Origin of the sequence: Mucilaginibacter conchicola (assembly GCF_003432115.1) — a bacterium.
Lineage (GTDB): Bacteria > Bacteroidota > Bacteroidia > Sphingobacteriales > Sphingobacteriaceae > Mucilaginibacter > Mucilaginibacter conchicola.
This window is the reverse complement of the sequence record NZ_QWDC01000002.1, coordinates 717,454-735,313: the sequence shown is the minus strand read 5'-3', so window position 1 is coordinate 735,313 and position 17,860 is coordinate 717,454. Positions and strand designations below refer to the sequence as shown.

Here is a 17,860-nt window from a genome sequence, read left to right as displayed (position 1 = left end):
GAGTATTGGCTGGCACTTAAGCAGACTATCCGCTATCCGTTCCGGTTGATGCATCGCTCTATATCATATCGTTCAAATATTTATGGATTGATCATTATGTGCTTTCTGTTGCCACTACCATCATTAAGCCCCGAAAGCAGGGCATGAGGCGGGCTACTTGCTCTTTTTTAAGAGCACAGTAGTGTTATTAATAGCGCCTTAAAGGCTATTGAAGAAAGTGTTTTTGTTAGTCGCCTATAGGGCAGGCAATGTCAACCCCGGTAGCGATTGGGGTACCGAAATTTGGCGAACCGTCTGTATTCCAGGTGAGTTTTTGCATACGCGCCGTTCGCGGCTGGTCGGGTTTATTAGGGAGTGCACGGGCGTGGTAGATGAACCAGTTCTCAGTTTCAACCGTGCCCTTATCGTTGGTGCGGCGGCTGGTGAAAAAGCCATTGTGGCCTGGCCCGTAAACGCTGGTTTTGTCGCTTTTTTCAAAAACCGTTTTTTTGTTTATCCAGTTACCGGCTACCAACGGGTCGCTGCCTGTTTTGAGTTGAACTTGGGCGAGGCAATAGTTATCGCTGCTATAGCGGCTGGCCGAGAAGATAATAAACAGCGGGCTTTTTGCATCGCGTTGCAGAGCTATTGGCCCTTCGTTAACACCTGCACCTAAAAAAGTTGGTTCCCATCTTTCCCAATCGTTAGTTGGCGATGATATTTTTACCCTTGGGCCGCTCAATGTCCATGGGTTGGACATTGGTGCAATAAAAATGTACTGCTTATACTTTTCATCAGCGTTTTCCCAGCCAGACCAGGTAAAGTAGTTTTTATCACCTATCGTTACAACGGAGCCATCAATCGCCCATTGATCGTTAGCCTGATCAAATATTTTGCCTTTAAAATTCCAGGTGCCCTGGGTGGGATCGGGATTATCATTTTCCAGCACAAACATGCGGTTGCTGTCGTTAACTCCTCCTTGCGCAGCAGCGAAATAGATATACCATTTGCCCGAAAGAAAATGTAGTTCCGGTGCCCAAAGGTCGGCCGAGTGGTCTGTATTCTGCGGTGGTGTCCAAACGGTTGTTTCAGCAGCAGCAACCAATTGCGACATGGCTTTGGTTTTTGCTATAGCAATGCGGTTACCCTTTGTAGAAAGGAAATAGTAATTACCATCCTTTTGCGCTACAAACGGATCGGCATGGTCGCCGTCAATAACCGGGTTTTTAAAGTATTTGACTTTAATGCCGGTAGGGTTTACTTTAATCGAATCGCCGCCCGTTTGACTCTTTTGGCAAGCCTGGGTCAGCATAGGCAGGCAGGCAATTAATAGTAAAAGTGATCTGCTTCTCATAAGATTGTAAATAGGTTTCAGAAAAATTGGTTAGCCTTAAAACAAACAGGCAATTAGCTTAGCCCGCAGATGTCTGTTTCAATTCATTTAATTGGTTAACCAAATGTAGGGACGAAAATTGCCGATAGTGCCGATACAGGAGAAGTCAAAAGTAAAATCAAAACTGTTTATTTGACATTTAACTGATAGTCAAATATTTAACTATGATAAATCTTGTAAAAATCAAGGTTAAAATCTTAAATAACACCGGTTTAACAAAGCGTTTGAAGCGTTTCTGAAAGGGGGGCTTCGTCGCAATCTGTTTTTATATTTATTTTTAGGCTGACCGTTCAAAGCTATCGCCGGGATGAAGAGGTAAAGTATTTAATTACACGTACAAGTTGCCCATTTCGGTCGTGTTAGTCCGGTTCAATCCTTCTTCTTTTGTAATTACTGATGAAAAAAAGAACTTCCATTCTTGCAGCATTTTTGCTCACCATGGTTTCGGCTTACGCTTCCAACCCCCGAACAGACAGTCTTTGGAAAGTATTAAAAACCGAACTGAGTAAAGAGCCCCGGTACATCGACCGTAAAGAGCAAAAAATACTTTTATTAAGGCAGCGCCTGTCATCCATACCGGATACTCAGTTTTCTCCACGTTTTACACTTTTGTCGCAGTTGTTTGACGAGTACAGTTCTTTCAAATTTGATTCTGCCGTTACCAGCGTAAACAGGATGATCGACCTTTCAAAGCGCTTCCACAAACAAGATGAATTGATCAAAAGCCGAATGGCGATGGTGACCGTGTTACTCAAATCCGGGTTTTATAAAGAGGCATTTGAGGCGGTTGCACTAATAGATACCGCTGTGCTGTCTAAGCAAACCCGGCACGAGTTTTTAAATCTGAGGGCGATGCTTTACGCCGAAGTGAGTGCCTATGATAATGATGCTTTTTTTGCCAAAAGCTATAAACAGGCCTCGCAGCGCGACTATAGGAGCGCAGCCAGTATCATTACACCTGACGAACTGGAACAGATGACCAGCCGGGCTTTCTTGCCCGAGACAGATCGGAACCGAAAACCGACCGCTGAATTTTATTACAGGTATTTTTTAGATAATCACTTAACCGAACATCAGGTAGCAATGGCTGCTACGCTGGTTAGCCATGCCTACCAGGGTGACGATAAACTTTTACTACTCATGCTTGCCTCTATAAGTGACATCCGCTCGGCTACTAAAGAAACCTTCGCCATCTTTTTACTGGGCCAGGAGTTTTTTAAACTGAACCGGAACGGTGATGCTTATATCTGTATAAAAGAGGCCCTTGGCAACGCCGCTTTTTATGGCACGCGCAATAGGGCCGCCCAGATAGAATCTGTTCTTCCGCTTATTGCCAGTCGTTTACTTGAAGAGAAGCAGCACGAAAAAGATATGGTATGGATAGGCTTGGGTATTGTGATGCTGGTTGCAGTGGTGCTGGTTTTCCAATTAGTGCTTTTTCGTAAACAGGTGATCCGCATTAAAGTGAACGAGCAGGTCATCAAAGAAAAAAATGCCGAATTACAAGATGTCAACGGCATGCTTTGGCAATCTTCTAAAATTAAAGAAGAGTTGATCGGGCTGTTCTTCAAAACCTGTTCCTCTTACATAGAAACACTCGAAAAAGTAAAGCGTAAGACCCAGCACAACATAAAGTTAGGCAAATATCAGGATGCAACAACTGTGCTTGGTAATGTGCAGATACAGCAGGAAAAGACGCAACTCTATAGCACACTTGACAGCGTACTCCTTACCCTGTTCCCCAATTTTGTTGCCTCTTTTAATTCCCTGCTGAATAAAGAAGACCAGATCTGGTTAAAGAAAGGGGAGATGCTGACCCCTACGATAAGGATCTTCGCACTCATCAGATTAGGCGTGACCGACATTGAAACTATTGCCAAAATTTTAGATTACACCGTTAATACGGTTTACACCTACCGGGCCCGTGTGAAGGCTAAAGCAATTGTAGAGCCGGAAGTTTTTGAACAGAAGATCATGGAAATTAAATTCACAGATGAGTTTTGACCCGATAGATTGATGCCTATACGCTGAGCGTGGATTGTTGGCGCAAGGGCGATTTTTGCACTTATTTGTTAAATACGCAACCTGTGCCTTTGATCGTCTTTTTATCGATATTGTAACTATCAATTTCTTTGGATTGTTTGTTTTTCAATCCCTTTCATATAATGATAAGACTTTTGAAGAGCCCGATACCTCAGCCGGCATCCCAGATTTGTGAACCAAATACGATAGTCAATATAAAAATATCCCTTAATATCTTAATAGCGTTGTGAAGTGTGTTGTAAACCGTTCTCTCGGTGAGCCCTGTACGTTCGCTTATCTCGCAAAAACTTACCTGGTCAAAGTATCTCAGTTTTACGATTTCTATTTGCCTTGGCGATAAACGGTTCAGGGCTTTTTGCAGGCGTTTTTTTGTGATCTCGTCTTGCTGGCTGGCTATTAATATATTCTCATAAGGCTGCTCAGCTGCGGCAGCTTCAATTTCCGCCTCTTCCAGTGTTGTGGTAAAAGTATCGCGGCTGTATTGCTGATAGGTTTTGTATAAAATGCGCTTATAGATGGTGAGCACATATTGCTGCACATTTTGTACGCCCGATAGTTTTTCCTGTATTCGCCAAAGCTCCAGGAAAAGGTTGTTGATGCTTTCCTTAACCAACTCGGGGTTCTTATACATACTCACGCCAAAGCGGTACAAATCATCATAAAAAATATTAAAACAAGCGTACAGCCCTTGTTCGTCGCCTTGTACGAGCAAGCCCCAATTCTTTTTAACCTGTACTGAATTAATACCCATCTGTAATAGCCACAACAGTGGTGTTTTCTATCGGCAGATGAATGTAGCAAAATGTTTGTAAAATATTTTAAAAAGTATTGGTAAAAAGGAATAATCTTTTGCACTTGTGTATAAATACCAATTAAATGGATTATTCTAATTACAATACCGATGATTTTTTGCTGGATGAGAGCTTTATAAACTATTGTTATGATAGTAATGACGCAGATAAAGCGCACTGGGAAAACATCATTCGTACGCAGCCGCTCCTTAAAAATAAAATCAACACCGCCCGCGATCTGTGCCTGATGCTCAACATCAGGGTGAGTGCTGATGAAAAGAACAAAGCCCTTCAAAAATTAAAAGCTTCATTAGCTGCAGAAGCAAATTTGCCAAAGCCCCCTGATGTTACCAATGTGCGTAAGTTGTGGATATCCCGCTTTGCCATTGCGGCTACATTGCTGGTACTGCTTATCGGCTATGGTTTCTACCGTTATCATGTTACGGTGCCCGGTTCTGTTTTATATAGTCAGATAACAAGCGCTAATTATCGGATGGTTGCTCAAACAGATAACAGATCGCGCAAAACGTTGGTATTGCCTGATGGTACCAAAGTACTGCTTAACGGAGCCAGCACGCTAAAGATCGCTAATGATTATAACAAGGATAACCGCCACGTGCTTTTAACGGGCGAGGCCTTTTTTGAAGTAGTTAAAGATAAGAGCCGTCCTTTTGTTGTACTTACCAGCAAAACCGCAACCACTGCTTTGGGTACATCATTTAAAGTAAGTAATTACATGAGCGCAAAAACCGCAAGTGTAATGCTATCTACCGGAAAGGTTAAAGTTGAAGCCACGCAGGCCGGATCAGCGATAAAAGAAGAAATACTGGTGCCGGGCCAGCAGGTTGTATTGACTGACGGTGATAAAAGCTTTACCCGCGGTGATTTCAACCAACTGGAGATACAAAACTGGAAGGATAGCCGCCTGGTGTTCAACAATGCTGATTTTACGGAAATAGCCACCAGGATAGAAAGCACATACGGTGTGAAACTCAAAACAAATGCAGCGCCGACAGATAAGATCCGTTTTACCGGCCAGTTCAGCAACAAGTCGCTTTCAGAGGTGCTTGACGCCATTGGCTACGTTAACAACTTTACTTATAAATACAATGCCGATAACGTAACACTCGTATTCTGACAGAATGCAAAATGATCAACTAACCTAACTTTTAAACTATGCAAAAAAAACTACCCAAAAAGCGTTTGCTCTCAACAACGTTATGCAGGTTATTTGGAGCCGTGATGCTGGTTGTATGCGTTAGCGCATACGCGCAATCATCTCCAAAAGCGGCCCGCTACTCATTTAACTGGCAGGACAAGCCGGTGGAAAGTGTGTTTAGGCAGATAGAGGATGTTACCAAGATACATTTCTCTTACAACCCTGCCGATGTGGATTTTAAACGCCGCATCAACCTCAGGATCGTTGATAAGCAGTTGGATGATGTTATCGAAGCGCTGGCCGCTCAGATCAACGTAAGGTACAAGATAGCCGGAGAAACGGTGATGATACAAGCCTTAAAAGCCGCGCCGTTCACTTTAAAAGGTAAAGTGCTTGATGGCGATAAACTGGCTTTACCCGGCGTAACCATCACCAATACTAAAACTGATAAGTCTACGGTAAGTAATACCAACGGCGAGTTCTCCATTGAAACCAATAACGGCGATGTTGTTACCTTCAGGATGCTGGGTTTTGAGCCATCATCAGTTATAGCGAGTGAGAACTCAAAATATGTCACCATCAACCTTAAACAAAGCAGCACAGAGCTTAAAACAGTGGTGGTTACTGCCCTGGGTATCAAACGCGAACAACGTGCACTGGGTTATGCTTTCGCTGAAATAGATGGTAACGATCTGAAAAAAGCCCGCGAAACTAACGTGATGAACTCGCTGGCCGGTAAGGTGCCGGGTTTGGTGATCAACAGCACAGCGGGTGGCCCGGCCGGTTCATCAAGGGTTATCATACGCGGTAATACAACCATTACCGGTAATAACCAGCCATTGTATGTGGTAGATGGTGTGCCGATAGATAACTCAAACTATGGCCAGGTAGGGGGTGGTAAATATTCCGGCGGCCAGGATTTTGGCGATGCCATATCTGCCATTAACCCTGATGATGTAGACAAGATCAGTATCCTTAAAGGGCCCTCTGCGTCTGCCTTGTATGGCAGCCGTGCAGGTAATGGCGTTATTCTTATCACCACAAAAAGAGGAAGCCAGCGTAAGGAACTGGGTATCGAGTTTAACAGCACTTCATCATTTGAAAAACAGCTTACCACGTTAGATGGTAACCAGTTCATCTACGGCCAGGGCTCCTCAGAGCAATTGGTAATTGACGCCGCCCAGGCAAAAAATACGCTCTTCAATAACTTCGGGCCAAGGCTCGATCCTAATTTGCAGGTCATTGGCTTCGATGGTGTTTACAGGCCATTTGCTTTGGTGAAGAACAATATTCAGGACTTTTTCCGTACGGGTTCTACGTTTACCAATACCATTGCGCTGGCAAACTCAAGTGATAAAGGCAGCTTTCGCTTGTCTGTATCAGACCTTCGCAATAACGATATCGTTCCGGGCAGTAACATGCGCCGCAACACCTTCAACTTTACGGGTAACTCCAAATTTGGCAAGAACCTGACGGTTGAGGCCAGGGTGATGTACATGAACGAGAACGTGAAGAACCGCCCATCATTAGCTGATGATCCCGGCAATATTGGTAACAACTTTATTGGTTTGGCTAATAACGTTGACCAGGCTTCGTTTAAAACCGGCTATAAAGATGCCGAAGGCAACTATTTAGAGTGGGGTGGCGGCCAGTACAGGCTCAATCCTTACTGGGTTATAAACGAGATGAACAACCGCACCAAAAAGAACCGGATGATAGGCGGTTTGCAGGCCAATTATGCTTTCACCAGCTGGTTAAACCTGCAGGGCCGTGCGTCTACAGATTTTACTTATTTCGATTACGAAAAATTCAGTCCGCGCTCTACCCCGGGCTCATTAACCGGCAGGTTGGAAACTACTAACCAAAAAGTGCAGACTACCGAGGCGGATATGTTGCTGAGCGCCCAAAGGCAGATAACGCCATCAGTTAACCTGTCAGCAAGGCTGGGGGGCAGTTTATCGCGCAGCCAGGCTCCGGGTTACTCGGGTAACTACATCGATATGGTTGCAACAGATGTGATCAGCTCAAACAGTTTTTCTGATAAAACCATTACGCAGCTTTCTCCGCGTGAGATGCAAACCCGCTCACTTTATGCTTTACTAACAGCGGGTTACAAAAGCTTTTTATACTTAGATGCTACAGTTCGCCGCGACGCGGTATCAACATTGCCGGCTGGTAAAAATGCTTACACCTATCCATCAGCATCAGCAAGCTTTGTGTTTACCGATGCCTTTAAGATCCCTAAGTCCGTACTTTCATTGGGCAAGATCAGGGTTTCTGCAGCAGAGGTAGCAAGCAGTACCGATCCGTATATGCTTAACCTGGTTTACGCCCTTAACCCGCAAAACTTTAACGGGCAGGCATTGGGCGGTATAGGTACCACCATAAAACCACCGGGTGATGATTTGAAACCAACCCGTACCCGTTCATTTGAGGTAGGTACCGATCTGAAGTTCTTTAATGACAGGATAGGTTTAGATGTTACTTACTACACCTCAAAATCAAGAGACCAGATCAATATCGTTAACATACCGCTAAGCTCGGGTTTCCAGCAAAGTTTGGTTAATGCCGGTGTTATTGGTAATAAAGGTATCGAGGTAGCATTAAATACCAGGCCTGTAGTAACCAAAGATTTTAGCTGGGACCTGAACGTGAACTTTGCACGCAATATCAACAATGTTGAGTCTTTAGCTGATGGTATACCCTACCTTACATTGTCAGACGCACGCTGGCTGGGTACCTCAGTGGTGGCCAGGCCAAACACCGCCTATGGCGCCATTTTAGGTTACGGTGGGCAGAAAGACGACCAGGGTAATGCCATTCTTGATCCGGTTACGCTTGCACCATTACAGAGCGTTGATCGCGAAGTGCTGGGCAAAGGAACCTGGAGCTGGACAGGCGGTTTAAGCAGCTCGTTCTACTACAAAAACTTTGGTTTAAGTTTCGTGATGGACATTAAACAAGGAGCAAGCCTGTTTTCAATGACCAATTTGTTCAACGTTATCCGTGGTGCAAGTTTAACAACACTACCGGGCCGTGCCGAATGGATAAAATCTGAAGAGGCGCGCCAAACCGCAGGTATGAGCATTGAGCAATGGACTGCCGCTGGTAATGTAAGAGGGTATGTGCCGCAAGGTGTAGTACAAACCGGCACCGACGGTTCAGGCAAGCCTATCTATTCAAAAAACACCAAAGCTGTAGATCCTTCAGTTTACTGGGCAAATTATTACAGCGATGGCAATGGTGTAGCTACGCCATTTATTTATGATGCCAGCTACATTAAGATGCGCGAGATAACCGTGAGTTATACCATACCAAGTGCTATATCCTCAAAATGGGGTATCAAGAACATGGCCGTGGCACTGGTAAGCCGTAACCCGTTCATCATCCACAAGAATGTACCTAATGTTGACCCCGACTCAAACTACAATAATGGGAATGGGCAAGGCTTGGAGTATGGTTCATTGCCATCAAGAAAAAGCTGGGGCTTTAACTTAAATGTGAAATTCTGATATACGGATAGCATTGATTATTACAGTTATGAAAAAATATATAAACAAAATAGCCATCCTGATCTTAACGTGCGCCACCATGCTGTCGTCATGTAAGAAATTTGAGGACTTTGGGCATATAAATACCGACCCAACAAAGTCAAGTAATCTCGACCCTACCAATCAATTGGTATTAACACAGCTGCGCTTTTCGGGCGAGTTAACCATTAACGAGCGTACGGGCATTATTATGACCATGCCAATGGTGCAGCAAATAGGCGGCGCTTATTATAATCGCTATGGTTTTGAGTATGTGAAGAACAGGCAATACATGTCTGAGCTTTGGGAACTGGGTTACCCTAACGACGTACTAAACATTGTTGACGCTACGGAACGCTCTGCAAAAGATCCACAAAAAAATAACCTCAATGCCATGTGCCGCATCATGAAGGTATACATATTTGCAAGGATGACCGACCTGTACGGCGATATTCCATATACGCAAGCAGGCAAGGCGTACAGCGCGGGTATTGTACGCCCCGAGTTTGATGCACAGCAGGATATCTATAACGATTTCTTTAAGGAACTGACCGAGGCATCTGCCCAGTTAGATGCCTCTAAGGATAACGTAGCCGCAGATATTTTTTACCAGGGTAATGTGGCCAAATGGAAAAGGTTTGCCAACTCGCTGCACCTGCGTTTAGCCATGAGATTGAGTAAGATAAATCCTGATAAAGCAAAAGCTGAAGTACAGGCGGCCTTTGCCGCAGGCGTGTTTGAAAGTGCCGATGATAACTGCATCACCCGCCATGCAGATGTGCAGAACAGTTATGCCGATATCCGTGGCAATGGTGTATCCGTGGGGATCAATCAGTATCCTGACGAAGGCAGGCCGCGCATTTGTACAACCTTATTGAAGGCCATGAGCGATGCTAACGATCCGCGTTTACAGTACATCGCCCGGAATTACTGGGTAAACCCCGATAAACCATCGGAGCGCATTGATGTTACCGAGCAGGTTAAAGCCCAGGTAGGAATTATTGGTGTAGGGCCGGGCAAATACAATTATGATGATTTTTTGGGTGCGATAAACGTTGACCTTGGTGGTGGCAGGATTGTTCAGGTACCTAATAACGGGCAAAAAGTGCAGCTGGCCAACTGGCTCATCACTAATGACGCGCCATTTTTCCATCTGACTTATGCCGAGACGGAACTTTTGCTGGCCGAAGCAAACCAACGCTGGGGACTGAACTTAGGTGGTTCTGCTACTGCGCATTTTGGTAACGGAGTTGGCGCAGCCATGAAACAATTGGCTCTGTTTAAAGGTGGCCCGGCAATCACAGATGCACAGGTGCAGAATTTTAAGACAGACAATCCGCTATCACCGGGTAATGAGCTTAAGGCTATAGACACCCAACTTTGGGTGGCCTTATTGCTAAATGGTCCCGAGGCCTACGCCAACTGGCGTCGCACAGGTTTCCCGGTTTTAGCGTCGGCATCTAATGCTGAATCAACTTCACTGACCACACCGCGCAGGTTTGAGTACCCGCTTACCGAAACCGAGCAGAACGCCACCAATATCAATAAAGCCATTGCCAGGTTAACCGGCGGCATAGATGATTGGACAGCAAGAGTTTGGTGGGATAAACAATAATTGGACAAGAGATGATGAAAAGAAATATAGGATACGCTTTGTTACTGTTGGCATTTTTATGCAGTTGTAAAAAAACTGCCCATTCTGAGGTAAAACCAGGTGATGATAAAACGCCTGCGAAAGCTAATTCGTTCCGGATAGTGGGGTATTTGCGCGAATATAATGTTGAAGATGGCAGAGCTGCAGAAGTTGATCTGACAAGGGTAACGCACCTCAATATCGCTTTCCTTAACCCTGATGCCAATGGTGCTTTTAAAGCATACCCCGGCTTAAAAGAAGTAAGCGCCACTGCACACGGTAAGGATGTTAAGGTACTCGCGTCAATAGGCGGGGGGCTTGCACCGGAGTATTATACCACGTTGATTGCCGATAAAAGCACCCGTGCCAAACTGGTAAGCAGTTTAGCATTGCTAACTGATACCTACAATCTTGACGGCATAGACGTTGATCTTGAGGGCCATTTTGTAGACGGTAATTACGAAGTTTTTGTAACCGAACTTAAAGCTGCTTTAAAGCCAAAAAGTAAGTTGCTTACTACAGCCATTGCCACGGTTTATGCAACGCAATACACTGACAAGGCACTTGCCCAGTTCGATTTCATCAACATCATGTCGTACGATAAAACCGGGCCGTGGAAACCAGAGAAGCCGGGGCAGCATTCACCATACGCAATGGCAGTAGACGATCTTGATTACTGGGGCGGCAACCGCGGTATAGCAAAGGAGAAGCTAAGCCTCGGCCTGCCTTTTTATGGTTATGGTTTTGGCAAAGGCGTTCCTGAGGACATGGCCTTCGCAGATATTCTTAAAACATATCCCGGTTCAATAGATAAGGACGAGGTGACCGTTGCCGAAGGCGGTACCATGTACTATAACGGCATGCCAACCATAAAAAGTAAAACTACGCTGGCATTGCAAAAAGCTGGCGGTGTTATGGTTTGGCAGTTGTTGCAGGACGGCACCGGTTCAAACTCATTATTAAACACCATCGTAGCCGAAGTAAAGGCTGCAAACAAATAAGTTTTATAGCCTATCAAATCAATAAAAGAAAATGAAAAAGATCTGTTATAAATTAATAATACCCATAGCGATGCTGGTAGCGGTTAGCACCGGATGCAAGAAAGACATCGTTGCAGAACAGGAAAGTGCCAACCCTTTACAGCCACGGATATTTGATCTCTTGAGAGAGTTTTCAGGCGCGCAGATCATTGAAGAGGGCGATACAGCCAAATTCAGCAATATTGAGATAACCCCAGCCGGTAAAGCTGATATTAGCTGGATGGTTGATGGTAAGGAAGTATCAAAGGATAAAAAATTTGCCTTTGCCCCTGATAAAGGTGGCGAGTTTACTATCAAACTAAAAGTATCTTACAATGGCGACTCGAGCGTAAGAAGTACAAAGGTGTTGGTAAACCCTGCAACTTACACGTTTAAATCGTACAACAAAGTGAGCATGACCTACCTAACGCAGGATGCTACAGCAGCAAATGTCAATTTTGCTAATGTAACGCATGTGGCCTATAAAGTAGGCCTGGTATCACCAGAAGGCGATCTGGATACTTCACCGGGCGAAGCCGGACAAAAGGCTAAGGAAATTGTGGCCAGGGCGCATATTGCAGGAGTGCCGGTTATACTGGGTATCAGCGGCAGGCTATCAGGCATTGATGGCTGGGCTATTTATGAGACCAATGATTTTGGTACAGCCATACGCGATGCCGCCAAACGCACCAAACTGGTAGGTTTGGTAAAAGCTTACGTAGCCGCCAAACACATGGATGGCGTAGATATTATGATGACTGATATTAACTCTGGCAACGCGCCGGATAATATCCATGCAATAGGCCCGTTCCTTACCGAACTGAAGGCAGCATTGCCCGCGTCAGCTATTGTAACCGTTACGGCTACGGTAAATTACCAGCATTGGGAGTATCCCGATCTTTCTGCGGCTTCATGGGTTAATCTGCACGCATTTGAAGACAATATACACATCGGGCCTGATGCGCCTGTAGGCCAGTCATCAAGCCTGCAGTTTATGAAGGATGGTGCCGCTATCTGGACAAACTTCCACCTGCCGGCCAGTAAGCTAGTTATCGGGATCCCTGCGTTCGGCCTGCGTTACAATGCGCTTAATGCAGCCGGTAATAACGAAAGCTGGGGTTCTTATGATTACATGACTTATAAGGCTATTCTTACTGCCGATCCAACGGCATACAGTAAAGAGTTTAGCGATAAGTCAGGCGCGGGCGGCGTGTATTTCAACGGCCTGCCATTGGTAACAGAAAAGGCTTTATATATAAAGAATAATCCATTTAAAGGTGCCTATCTGTGGGCGGGCGATTTTGATACGCAGGATGCCAATTCATTAATGATGGCCATATTTAATACCCAGAAATAAAATGGAATTAAAGATGAAGCATATTAAAATCTTACAGTTACTATCTCTGATGTTTTTGCTCCCCGCATTGCAACGCGAAGCTAAATGTCAGGATAAGACCATTCAATGGAGCGGTTATACCTGGACGGTAAAAGATCATAATGAGCCCATAGGGCCTGGCCCTAATTATTGGAGCCCGAAGAACGTATGGGTTGATAAAAGTGGCTGGTTGCATTTGAGAGTGAGTAAGAATGCTGCAACCGGGAAATGGGAGTGTGCCGAGGTTGCCAGTAACGAGAAATTTGGTTTAGGCACTTACCAATGGCAGATAGATGCAGATGTTGACAAATTTGATGACAATCTGGTGCTGGGCCTGTTCGACTATTCAGGAGTTGATGCCCGTGATGAGATAGATATTGAGCTGGCACGCTGGGGCAACTCCGGCTATCCCAATCTCAACTACACGGTTTATCCCAAACAGGATGACCCGCCGAGGCATACTGCTTACGCAACAGAATTTACATCGCCCAACGGTACTTATACAACGCATAAGTTTATTCGCACAGCAAACAGTGTAACTTTTAAAACCCTTTACGGGCACTTGAATGATGAACCACGGGATAACCTTTTTATGGAAAAAGTATTTAAAAGCCCTTCCGTATCTGTGAGTACGATTGATATGCCCGTGCTAATGAATTTATGGCTTTTCAAAGGCGAGGGCCTTAAAGAAGGTAACTCATTTGAAGTTGTGATACACAGTTTTAAGTTTCAACCTGGTAAATAATATTAACAGCCGTTCACTGGTTGTATGCTGAACTGGTCAGTAAAAAATTAAGGTATCCAGTTACATGTTGATAGAGAGGAAATGCCGGCTTGAGAAATTGAGCCGGCTTTCTTTTTTATCCGGACATGCCAGCTGAGGACCACTTGTAAATGAGCTGGTAAAAGATGTGTTTATCCTTAAGTTCAATCTCTTCTTATACGCCAACGGAATATTTTCTTTAGGGAAATATTTTCCTATGATTTATTTGGTAAAAATTCTGAATTACAGGCACTTGTATTCAAAAGAAAGGAGGTGGCTATATGTGATTTAAATTTTCAGTTAAATCTTGCCCATAAAGCATGATGTCAGTTTTACCAATTGAGAACCTTCTAAACATTAAATTATGAAAAAGACCTTTATTTTTTTATTTCTGGTTTTAGTCTTATCGGCATGTCAGAAAGAAAAGCAATCGCTAACTGCTAAATCCAAAGCCCAAAGCGCCGAAGCAGAGCCGGCCGCTGCTGCGCCGAGAATAAAAACAAATGCGACGATTTATTGGAGCGGGTACACCTGGAATGTTAAAGCACCTGCGGGTACTGCCGGCCCAGGACCGAATTACTGGAACCCGAACTATGTTTGGGTTGACGGCAATGGCTGGTTGCATCTCAAAGTGGCCTATAACACCGCTACCGGCCGCTGGGAATGTGCAGAAATATCCAGTACTACCAATTTCGGGTTTGGAACCTACCAGTGGAAGATCGACGGCCCTATCGCTAATCTGAACAAAAACATCGTGTTGGGACTGTTCGATTATTCGGGGATAGATGGCCGCGACGAGATTGATATCGAATTTGCCCGTTGGGGAAATGATGCCTGGCCCAACTTAAACTATACCATATTTCCCAAAGTAGGCGACCCTGCTACGCCTGCAAGCTACTCACAGAATTTCACCACCCCTGGCGGTACCTATACGACCCATCGCTTCAAACGTACAGCCAGCAGCGTGGTGTTCAAAAGTTTATATGGTTTTCAGGATGGTGATACCAATCTTTTCCTGACCAAAACATTTACCAGTCCGGCAACTTCCATCAGCAGTAAAAGTATGCCGGTATTGCTGAATCTTTGGTGTTACAACGGCCTGGCACCATCGAACGGGCAGCCTGTAGAGATCGTCATTCACGAATTCAAATTCACTCCGTGAGAATCAGACAGAAAAAAGATACAGAGGCTGGGCATCTTAGATGTCTTACCTCTTGCCAATCAAGAACCGGGCGCTTAAGCAGTTAACTCAATACCGGTAAATCTACCGGACTCTACCCGGCTTAAAAGGTGAGCGACAAAAGCCCTCATAAATGGCTATGAGGGCTTTGTTTTAACTACTTAGTGACTAACCAATTCAGGAGCAGGATTTATATTTCCTGGTAACTTCTGGTCAATTGTTGTTTTATTGTATGATGGTTCGCTTCCAAAATCATCTAACCTTACAACGGGGCCATCTTTGGCAAGCTCACTACCCTCTACTTTTGATTTAAAGATAGGCCAAAGTAGCTGCGCATACCATTGGTCGCCCTCGTAATGCGATATACCATAGGCTTTTGGATACTGGCGCGAGATAAGTGCCGTACCGAAAATGATATCCCATATAAAGAACATATTACCAAAGTTGCCTTTGTAGTAACCCACACCATCATCTGTGGTAGCGGCATGGTGCGCATGGTGGGTTGCGGGGGTAGATATTACCCTTTCTAACACCCAGGCTATAGGGTGCAGCACTTTGTATTTATAGAATGGTTTATCCCATGGTATGCTGGAGTGGGCCAGGGTAGTAATGGTACCTTTTATGCCGCGTACAACAACCGCAGGTATTCCTAAACCCAGATAAACCAGTGCGGTGGTTAAGTAGGTTTGCGAGAAGAACAGGGTATAAATTGCATTTTGCCTGCTGGCCATAGCCATACCCATGTACGATGCCGAGTGGTGCGTACGGTGAAAACGCCACAACCATGGTACTTCGTGATGAAGGCGGTGATACCAGTACTGGGTAAGGTCGTCAGCTACGGCTATAATGGCAGCTCCCCACCAGAACGGAACCCAGCTAAATTCGTTCTTCAATCCGGGTAAAACCTTTGGCAAGAGTTCCAAACCGAAATATGCTACTGCCGGCCTGATGATCAGTCGTGGCAGGGTAAAACAGGCAATATCAACCCAGCGCTCGTTCTTTGGCCATTTACCGCGGTAAAGGCCGAAGGAAAATTCCGCCACGCCTATAAAAAATACCAGGAACGGAAACCCGAAACCATTCAGGTTATCTATCACTTTTTTAAAAAACTCAATCGTTGCTTCCATCTTGTTTATTGTTTTTGGTGTTTATTGAGGTGTCAGTTTCGTTTTTGGGCTGCTGTTTCTTTGTTTCCCAGGGGCGCTCGCCGGTAAAGTAAAATGTGGCGAACATGGCCGCTATGGGCAGCAGGAAAATAAACAGGCTTAAGAACACATTGCGCACAATGCGATCTTTGGTGGCTTTCTCCATTTTCATAGTTTATGGCTTTGGTGTTTGTTTGGTAATGGTATCGGGTTGCTTGGGTTTGTGGCTGCTGAGCAGTTTGGGCGTAAACCACAATCCTGTGAAAATAATGGCAAAGGGCACTACGGTAACAATGATGCCTACCAGTATCTTCTTTACTAAAATGTTTACATCTGATAATGTCATAGCGTTAGTTTTTATGGTGATGAATTAATATCCGGGGTTTTGAGTAAGCTTTGGATTTTGCTGCAACTCTATCAGCGGTATAGGGTACAGTTTATTTTTATCACTCGCTGCCGATTTTGCAGGCAGTGTGTGCAAGGCATCAACCAGGTAAGTACCGCCGCGCCTTACCAGATCGAACCAGCGGTGGCCTTCCTGTATAAACTCTTTGCGGCGCTCCAGAAAAACCGAATCGCGGAAAGCAGCCTGGCTTAAGCCCTTGGTTAAGCCGCCTATCTGCGCACGGTTACGCACCTGGTCAATAGCATTGTATGCCTCTGTTAATGGCGCGCCATCTATCTCGTTACGTACTTCGGCATAAAGCAGCAGGATATCGGCATAGCGTATCACCGGATAATTGATACCGCTTTGGCTTTGCGTGGTTAGCGGCGTAAGGCTGTAATCAACAAACTTGTTAAAGTAAGGCGTGTAAGCATTGCTGTAAACCACCGTTTTGCCGGTTGCTGCATTGTACACTTCGCTGTAAAAAGTAACGGCACGGCGGGTATCACTTGTGCTGAACAGTTTAACCAGGTTCTGATCTGCCGGAATATCTATCGGCAACGTACCGGGGTTAAACGAGCTAAAACTTTGGCTCAGGTTCTGCACGCTGTTGGCGGCACCAAGATTACTCTCAAATTGAGCTGAGAAAATATGCTCCACACCATTCTTTGTCGGCTTTTGAAACACATCGCGGTAGTTGGTGAATAACGAATAACCATAACCACCGTTTATTACCTGGTTAAGCTCGGTTAATGCCGGTTGCCATTGCTGGCGGGTTACGTAAACTTTTGCAAGCAGCGCATGTGCCGCACCCGATGTTGCCCTGCCCTTGTCAGACCCGCTATAGGTTTTTGGCAGAGACGTCGCATCTTTCAAATCGGCTACTATTTGTAGGTAAACACTATCTACAGGTGTGCGCGGTTGTTGCAGGTCTTTCAGTTGGATAGATGTAGGATCATGCAGGATAAGCGGTACCGCGCCGTACAGCCTTACCAGGTTAAAGTAAAGTAAGCCACGCAGGAATTTAGCCTCGCGCACCAGCCTGTTCAACACTACCGTATCGGCCTGTATAGCCGGTATTTTATCTATAGCGATGTTTGCACGGTTGATACCATAATAAAGCTGTTGCCATACTTTTTGTACGCGGCTGTTGGCTGATATATAGGTTTCGGTACCTAAAGCCCTTACATCGGGGTTGGTGTTGCTGGGGCTGTAGATCTGGTTATCGCTGCCGTTCTCTGTCAACAAATTTAACTGGCGGCCATACAGCGGAAAGTCTCCTGCAGGGTCGCTATTCAAACTGCTGTAGGCTGCATTAACGGCAGATACAGCATCCGACTGTGTTTTATAAAATTGATCGGCAATGATCACCGAACTTGGGTTCTCCGTCAGTTTATTGCACGATGCAAACAGCAATGCAGCGCCGGCAATAATTAGTGTTATATATGGTATTTTCTGTTTCATG

Annotated in this window: 14 protein-coding genes; 8 read left to right on the top strand and 6 right to left on the bottom strand. The window is 45.0% G+C overall.

The window, feature by feature from the left end:
* Positions 1 to 226 precede the first annotated feature (226 nt).
* Positions 227 to 1,333, bottom strand: coding sequence for a glycoside hydrolase family 43 protein (locus D0C36_RS12905; protein WP_117392039.1), 1,107 nt, complete (start codon positions 1,331 to 1,333; stop codon positions 227 to 229).
* 435 nt (positions 1,334 to 1,768) lie between these two features.
* Between D0C36_RS12905 and D0C36_RS12900 the strand changes: the two genes are divergently transcribed.
* Positions 1,769 to 3,376 (top strand): DUF6377 domain-containing protein, encoded by a 1,608-nt coding sequence (locus D0C36_RS12900; protein ID WP_117392038.1) that lies wholly within the window; start codon positions 1,769 to 1,771, stop codon positions 3,374 to 3,376.
* A gap of 190 nt (positions 3,377 to 3,566) precedes the next feature.
* Here the strand turns inward: D0C36_RS12900 and D0C36_RS12895 are convergent, their stop codons facing one another.
* Positions 3,567 to 4,166, bottom strand: coding sequence for an RNA polymerase sigma factor (locus D0C36_RS12895; RefSeq protein WP_117392037.1), 600 nt, complete (start codon positions 4,164 to 4,166; stop codon positions 3,567 to 3,569).
* A gap of 125 nt (positions 4,167 to 4,291) precedes the next feature.
* Between D0C36_RS12895 and D0C36_RS12890 the strand changes: the two genes are divergently transcribed.
* The 7 genes from D0C36_RS12890 (at position 4,292) to D0C36_RS12860 (ending at position 14,847) form a co-directional block, all read left to right on the top strand.
* Positions 4,292 to 5,344, top strand: coding sequence for a FecR family protein (locus tag D0C36_RS12890; protein WP_117392036.1), 1,053 nt, complete (start codon positions 4,292 to 4,294; stop codon positions 5,342 to 5,344).
* Between the two features lie 38 nt (positions 5,345 to 5,382).
* The gene (locus tag D0C36_RS12885; protein ID WP_117392035.1) at positions 5,383 to 8,877 is read left to right on the top strand and encodes a SusC/RagA family TonB-linked outer membrane protein; all 3,495 of its coding nucleotides are present in this window, start codon (positions 5,383 to 5,385) and stop codon (positions 8,875 to 8,877) included.
* Positions 8,878 to 8,905: 28 nt separating this feature from the next.
* On the top strand, positions 8,906 to 10,510 hold the full coding sequence (locus D0C36_RS12880) for a SusD/RagB family nutrient-binding outer membrane lipoprotein (RefSeq protein WP_117392034.1): 1,605 nt from the start codon (positions 8,906 to 8,908) through the stop codon (positions 10,508 to 10,510).
* Positions 10,511 to 10,521: 11 nt separating this feature from the next.
* Positions 10,522 to 11,529 (top strand): glycosyl hydrolase family 18 protein, encoded by a 1,008-nt coding sequence (locus D0C36_RS12875; protein WP_117392033.1) that lies wholly within the window; start codon positions 10,522 to 10,524, stop codon positions 11,527 to 11,529.
* A gap of 31 nt (positions 11,530 to 11,560) precedes the next feature.
* On the top strand, positions 11,561 to 12,904 hold the full coding sequence (locus D0C36_RS12870) for a glycosyl hydrolase family 18 protein (RefSeq protein ID WP_117392032.1): 1,344 nt from the start codon (positions 11,561 to 11,563) through the stop codon (positions 12,902 to 12,904).
* Positions 12,905 to 12,917: 13 nt separating this feature from the next.
* Positions 12,918 to 13,667 carry a glycoside hydrolase family 16 protein gene (locus D0C36_RS12865; RefSeq protein WP_147321990.1) on the top strand — a complete coding sequence of 250 codons (750 nt, stop codon included), beginning with the start codon at positions 12,918 to 12,920 and terminating at the stop codon, positions 13,665 to 13,667.
* A 382-nt stretch (positions 13,668 to 14,049) separates the two neighbouring features.
* Positions 14,050 to 14,847, top strand: a complete 798-nt coding sequence (locus D0C36_RS12860; RefSeq protein ID WP_117392030.1) for a lipoprotein — start codon at positions 14,050 to 14,052, stop codon at positions 14,845 to 14,847.
* Between the two features lie 179 nt (positions 14,848 to 15,026).
* Here D0C36_RS12860 and D0C36_RS12855 read toward each other — a convergent pair whose 3' ends face one another.
* Genes D0C36_RS12855 through D0C36_RS12845 form a run of 4 tightly spaced genes read right to left on the bottom strand, consistent with a single transcriptional unit; the run spans position 15,027 to position 17,859 of the window.
* Positions 15,027 to 15,992 (bottom strand): sterol desaturase family protein, encoded by a 966-nt coding sequence (locus D0C36_RS12855; protein ID WP_117392029.1) that lies wholly within the window; start codon positions 15,990 to 15,992, stop codon positions 15,027 to 15,029.
* On the bottom strand, positions 15,976 to 16,182 hold the full coding sequence (locus D0C36_RS12850; RefSeq protein ID WP_117392028.1) for a hypothetical protein: 207 nt from the start codon (positions 16,180 to 16,182) through the stop codon (positions 15,976 to 15,978). The genes D0C36_RS12855 and D0C36_RS12850 overlap by 17 nt, the downstream gene beginning before the upstream one ends.
* A 3-nt stretch (positions 16,183 to 16,185) precedes the next feature.
* The gene (locus tag D0C36_RS24530; RefSeq protein WP_158557109.1) at positions 16,186 to 16,356 is read right to left on the bottom strand and encodes a hypothetical protein; all 171 of its coding nucleotides are present in this window, start codon (positions 16,354 to 16,356) and stop codon (positions 16,186 to 16,188) included.
* Between the two features lie 24 nt (positions 16,357 to 16,380).
* Positions 16,381 to 17,859 (bottom strand): RagB/SusD family nutrient uptake outer membrane protein, encoded by a 1,479-nt coding sequence (locus D0C36_RS12845; protein WP_117392027.1) that lies wholly within the window; start codon positions 17,857 to 17,859, stop codon positions 16,381 to 16,383.
* Position 17,860: the final 1 nt, after the last annotated feature.

Coding starts and splice junctions, on each gene's coding strand:
- D0C36_RS12905 (WP_117392039.1), bottom strand. CDS start 1,333: ATGAGAAGCAGATCACTTTTACTATTAATTGCCTGCCTGCCTATGCTG.
- D0C36_RS12900 (WP_117392038.1), top strand. CDS start 1,769: ATGAAAAAAAGAACTTCCATTCTTGCAGCATTTTTGCTCACCATGGTT.
- D0C36_RS12895 (WP_117392037.1), bottom strand. CDS start 4,166: ATGGGTATTAATTCAGTACAGGTTAAAAAGAATTGGGGCTTGCTCGTA.
- D0C36_RS12890 (WP_117392036.1), top strand. CDS start 4,292: ATGGATTATTCTAATTACAATACCGATGATTTTTTGCTGGATGAGAGC.
- D0C36_RS12885 (WP_117392035.1), top strand. CDS start 5,383: ATGCAAAAAAAACTACCCAAAAAGCGTTTGCTCTCAACAACGTTATGC.
- D0C36_RS12880 (WP_117392034.1), top strand. CDS start 8,906: ATGAAAAAATATATAAACAAAATAGCCATCCTGATCTTAACGTGCGCC.
- D0C36_RS12875 (WP_117392033.1), top strand. CDS start 10,522: ATGATGAAAAGAAATATAGGATACGCTTTGTTACTGTTGGCATTTTTA.
- D0C36_RS12870 (WP_117392032.1), top strand. CDS start 11,561: ATGAAAAAGATCTGTTATAAATTAATAATACCCATAGCGATGCTGGTA.
- D0C36_RS12865 (WP_147321990.1), top strand. CDS start 12,918: ATGAAGCATATTAAAATCTTACAGTTACTATCTCTGATGTTTTTGCTC.
- D0C36_RS12860 (WP_117392030.1), top strand. CDS start 14,050: ATGAAAAAGACCTTTATTTTTTTATTTCTGGTTTTAGTCTTATCGGCA.
- D0C36_RS12855 (WP_117392029.1), bottom strand. CDS start 15,992: ATGGAAGCAACGATTGAGTTTTTTAAAAAAGTGATAGATAACCTGAAT.
- D0C36_RS12850 (WP_117392028.1), bottom strand. CDS start 16,182: ATGAAAATGGAGAAAGCCACCAAAGATCGCATTGTGCGCAATGTGTTC.
- D0C36_RS24530 (WP_158557109.1), bottom strand. CDS start 16,356: ATGACATTATCAGATGTAAACATTTTAGTAAAGAAGATACTGGTAGGC.
- D0C36_RS12845 (WP_117392027.1), bottom strand. CDS start 17,859: ATGAAACAGAAAATACCATATATAACACTAATTATTGCCGGCGCTGCA.